Origin of the sequence: Mesorhizobium sp. M7A.F.Ca.US.006.04.2.1 (assembly GCF_004022915.1) — a bacterium.
GTDB lineage: Bacteria > Pseudomonadota > Alphaproteobacteria > Rhizobiales > Rhizobiaceae > Mesorhizobium > Mesorhizobium ciceri.
This window is the reverse complement of record NZ_RZQA01000487.1, coordinates 1-4,939: the sequence shown is the minus strand read 5'-3', so window position 1 is coordinate 4,939 and position 4,939 is coordinate 1. Positions and strand designations below refer to the sequence as shown.

General features: G+C 62.0%; 3 protein-coding genes. 2 read left to right on the top strand and 1 reads right to left on the bottom strand.

What is annotated here, in order from left to right:
- A partial coding sequence (locus EN925_RS23305; RefSeq protein ID WP_164894344.1) for an aminomethyltransferase family protein occupies positions 1-1,200 on the bottom strand: 1,200 nt, incomplete at its 3' end.
- Positions 1,201-1,899: 699 nt separating this feature from the next.
- Between EN925_RS23305 and EN925_RS23300 the strand changes: the two genes are divergently transcribed.
- On the top strand, positions 1,900-2,547 hold the full coding sequence (locus tag EN925_RS23300; RefSeq protein ID WP_127368235.1) for a response regulator transcription factor: 648 nt from the start codon (positions 1,900-1,902) through the stop codon (positions 2,545-2,547).
- Between the two features lie 318 nt (positions 2,548-2,865).
- The coding region (locus EN925_RS23295; protein ID WP_245487281.1) for a DUF5801 repeats-in-toxin domain-containing protein at positions 2,866-4,939 on the top strand (2,074 nt) is incomplete at its 3' end.

Below are 4,939 nucleotides of genomic sequence, written 5' to 3'. Positions count from 1 at the left end.
GACATCGGCCGCCACGCCATCCTTGTTCCACTTCAGCGTGAGCTCGGTGCCGGTCTCGGCGGCCTCACGCCGCAGATGGCCGAAGCCGATCATCCTGCCGGTCGAAGGTGACCAGGCGACGCTGCTGGCGTGCCCAACTTCCTTGCCGCCGCGAAAGGCTTTCAGCGGATACCACTGCACGCGCCGCAGATTTCCGGGCGCATTGCTCTCAAGCCCCTTGCCGTCGAGGGCTTGCGACCAGTCGATGTCGAGCCCGACGAGCTGGCGATGGTCACCCGTGTTCGACATGCGCTGCAGCGCCGCCTTGCCGATGAAATCGGCCTTGCGAAAGTCGACCAGCCGGCCCAGGCCGAGGTCGAAGGGCGACGCACGATACTTTCCAGCTGCCTGAATGCTGGCGCCGCCATGGTCTGGGCCGGCACTTGTATAGTCGTAGCCAACGATCAGCAGCCCGGCTTCGAGACGTGCTATGTCGAGCGCCCAGGCGCCGGCAGGAAGGATGCCAAAAGGCTTGCCTGCCGCCTCGACCGCGTCCCACACGGCGGCGCCGTCATCCGCCTTGACCCACAATTCATAGCCATGCTCGCCGGTAAAACCCTGGCGCAGGATCTCGACCCGTCTGCCGGCAATTGTGACGATGGCCAAGCGAGAGAACGGCAATTCCTGCACGGACTGGGTGACAGCCTCCAGCACTTCGCGGGAACGCGGTCCCTGCAAGGTGAGGATGCCGTAGCTATCGGATATGTCGGTGACACGGACGTCGAGGCCTTCGGCATGCTGCTTCCACCAGGAAAGGCCGGGATCGGCGGAAACGCGGAAGGTGGTTTCGTCCATGCGGAAAACCAGACCGTCGCCGACGACATGGCCGTTCTCGTCGCACCACGGTGCATAGTAGATCTGGCCGACCTGCAGCTTCTTGATGTCGCGCGGGATGAGCGCATCCATCATCCTCTCGGCATCCGGACCGGCAATGACATATTTCGACAGTGGTGACATGTCGCCCATGGCCACCCTGTTGCGGATAGCCGCCAGTTCCTCGACCATATCGGAGTAGCAATCGACGACCATGTTCCTGTCCCAGCGCATCCAGAGTGCGTTCTGGTTCAGTGGCGCCGTCCGTTCGACGAAGGGCGTGCCGCGAAAGGCGACATGGGCATCTGCCACCACGCTCAGGCCGGACGTGAATTTGATGTCGTTCATTCCAGGTCTCCTCCCAGTCGCAAGGCACTTTGCTGCGACATTCGACGACAACGGGTGAGGAACAGCGCACCTCGCGCCATGGAAACGAAACCATCCAAGCGCAGACCGCAGGGACGGCTTCCTGCGAGCAGCAACCCGCTCAGTCAGATGTCTCTTGCCTCATCCGTATCTTGGGTGAGACTTTCACTTCGCAGCGTTTTTCGGAATGCCCCCGGTTGCCGACGGCATACCCGCAGTTCAACCTGAATATTTGAAGCCGCCGTCGGATTGCTTTCGCTGTCAGCCTTCACCGGCAAATGCTCGCTTGCGGTCGACCAGGTAACGCCGTCGCACCGCACAAGCTCGGCCCGTTCAGCCGTAGCATCGAAGCCTGAATTGGCAGCTCGACGCGTGGGGGGAAAGGCGGTAGCGCGCTGGCGCTACCAAATTTCTCACCCAGGAGTGCGGTGAGACGTCCGGCGATTTCGACTTCGATTCCGCGGATCATCGTGCGATCGAATGCTGGCATTTCAACCAGGTCCAGCATCGCCTCCGCAGAATCGTCAGCCGGCCTGCTACGCTGCGAGGGAGCCCGCCGGTCCGTCGTAGATTATAGCAATATGTATATTAGCTATTCCTTGACAATCGATGTGGGCTCTGGTTTCCTGATTTTACGGGTATTTAACCAAGTTCGTTGCGTTTTTTACGGACGGTGTTCGCATGTCAACAGTGGTTGTCGCGGACCCGCGGGGGGTATATCTCGCCGGTCTGGAATGGGTGTTGCAGAAGGCTGGACACGATGTTGTCGCCCAGTGTCGCCGCCCTGTGGACGTTCTCGCTCATGTGGAGCGCCATCAACCTGATATCGTCATCGTCGGCGTGGATCTCGCGGACCAGCAGACATCAGGTCTTTCCTCACGGCTGAAGGCCGGCAACAGCGCTCTCGGCATCATCTTCATCGTGCAGCCAACCGGCAGGCTCGATGTCAAGGAAATACAGACACTCGATGTCGACGGCCTGTTTCTGGACGGCATCAGCCACCGCTTTCTCATCGAATGCGTGAATGCGGTGGCGGCGGGCAAGAAGTGGATCGACAACAAGATCGTCCAGCAGCTGCTGATGCCTGGCTCGCAGCCGCAGCCAATGTCCCGGCTGACCGGGCGGGAGACCGAGATCGCCGATCTCGTCTCGCGCGGGCTGCGCAACAAGACCATCGCGCAGCGGCTGCATTTATCCGAAGGCACGGTGAAGATGCACCTGCATCACGTCTACGAGAAACTGCATCTCGGCGGCAGGGCGGAACTGGCCTGGATGACGCACGGCAAAGGCGTCGAGCGTCCAGGAACGGGCCGAACCGGCCTGCTCTGACCGCCCCTCTCCCCTCTCACGGACATTGTACGCAAGGCAACGGCCGGAAAGCCGTCCGACGGCATCTTCCTTGCGCCGTCGCGGCCTCTCCCAGCGCCCGCCAGCCTGATCTATCGAAGGATATATATCGTTCGATCAGGTGCGGACATTGACCGCAATACTATCGAAGCGGGAATGGACGCGCCCTCTTCGCCGGCGGCACATTGCAGGATTAAAGGCCGCAATTCAGCGGGTCAGCGGGTGCACTCGGGTAGGGGCATCCAGCATCTGGGGAGGGGAACCCCTTTTCTTGGTGCGTTCAAAAAGGGGAGAATCTCCATGGCACTCGACATCACAACTCAAGAAATCATCATCGACGAGACCATCGGCCTTCAGGACGATGATGTTAACCCGTCCGTCCCGCCGCACATCACCAACACCACGCTGCAGTATCTCCTGAGCCTCGACGCTCCGGGCGGACTGACTTCACCGGAAGTCGCCTTCCAGGCCAACTTCGTGGTGGCCTCGGCGAGCGCAGGGGAAACCATCACCTCGGTCGTTCTGACGCAGAGCGCCTCCGGGACCCCGTTTTCCGCCACCGTCGGCATCAACAGCGGCATCCGGACGGTGGACGGCAATTATGTCTGGCTGTTCCAGGACCCAACGGATGCAAAGGTCGTGATCGGCGTCATTGGCACCTCTGACCAAGCCGCCGAGCCCGCCGAAACCGGGCCGCTCGCCTTCTCGCTTGCGCTGATCAACACCAGCGCCACCAATGCGGACCTGTACACGGTCGAGTATGTGCCATTGCTCAATCCGGACGCGACCAACCCGGACGACCGCATCGATCTGACCAACAAGGTGTTCGCATCGGTGACGGGCACCAGCGTGGCCAGTTTCTTAGGCTCGGCCGCCGCGCCCGGCAATAATGATTTCTACCTGATCAATTCGGCCAATGACGCTTCCAAGCAGCTTCTGGTGATCGGTTTGAACGGTGGCACCGCCAACGTCAGTGAACAGGGCTTCGGCATCAACAACCAGAGCATCAATCCGAACGAAACTCTGCAGGTCGATTTTGTGACCGGCGGAAACCTGAACGCAGGTAGTGCCTCGCAAATCCAGTACGGCGGCCATATCGAGACCATCACGCAGGCCGGGTTCACGATCAGCCAAATCACACCTTCTACTCCGACTGCGCGGGTGGACGTCCAAGTCAGTGCCTTTAACGTTACGAACAACGAACAAGGCACGGACTTCTTTGACGGCACTGCGACCAGCTCCGTGGACATCACCGGGATCAAGTTGACGGGCACATCGGGGTATGCGTCCCTCATCACCGCCGATGGCACCTATGCCACGGGGAGCGGCAACATCACGGTCACCGGGCTCACCGGGACCGGGAATACTGTCACCATCACCGGGCTCGATAACACCACCACCGTCGATGTCACCACCAGCGGCCCAATGGATCGGCTGGCGGTTAAGGGGGTCGATGCAAACGAAGGGTGCGACATCTCCGAGTTCCATTTCTCGGCGACGAGCACCAACGCCTATAGCGAAGAGGTCGGCTCCTTCATCAACTTCGACGATGACGGGCCGACGCTTTCGATCACGGCGGCAGTGACGGTCGGTCCCGCCGAGGTGGTCGAGGCCAGCGGGGCTGGCGGGCAGAGCCAGGCGACGATCACGCCGCCGACCTTCACTGCGAGCGCGGTCGACGGCTACACGACAGATGTGGGCTACGCGCTGGCTCTGGCCGGCGCGGCGGCGACCGGGCTGGTGACGACGGACGGCAACCATGCCATCACGCTGGTGGTCGACTCGGCCACCCAGGTCTCTGGCAAGTACGACAGCGACGGCAACAGCTCGCTCGATGCGACGGCGTTCACGGTGACGCTGTCCGGCACGACGGTGACGCTGACGTCGTTGGTTGCGCTTGAGCACTCGAACGCGCCGCAAGGCGGGGGCGAGGACAACACCCTCGACCTCAACGGTCTGATCAACGTGGTGGCAACGGTGACGGTGACGGACGGCGACGCCGACGTCGTGTCGCAGCAAAGCACGAGTTCGGGGCTGTCGCTGATCTTCGACGACACCGATCCGACGCTTTCGATCACGGCGGCAGTGACGGTTGGTCCCGCCGAGGTGGTCGAGGCCAGCGGGGCTGGCGGGCAGAGCCAGGCGACGATCACGCCGCCGACCTTCGACGCCGGCGCGGTCGACGGCTACACGACAGATGTGGGCTACGCGCTGGCTCTGGCCGGCGCGGCGGCGACCGGGCTGGTCACGACGGACGGCAACCATGCCATCACGCTGGTGGTCGACTCGGCCACCCAGGTCTCTGGCAAGTACGACAGCGACGGCAACAGCTCGCTCGATGCGACGGCGTTCACGGTGACGCTGTCCGGCACGA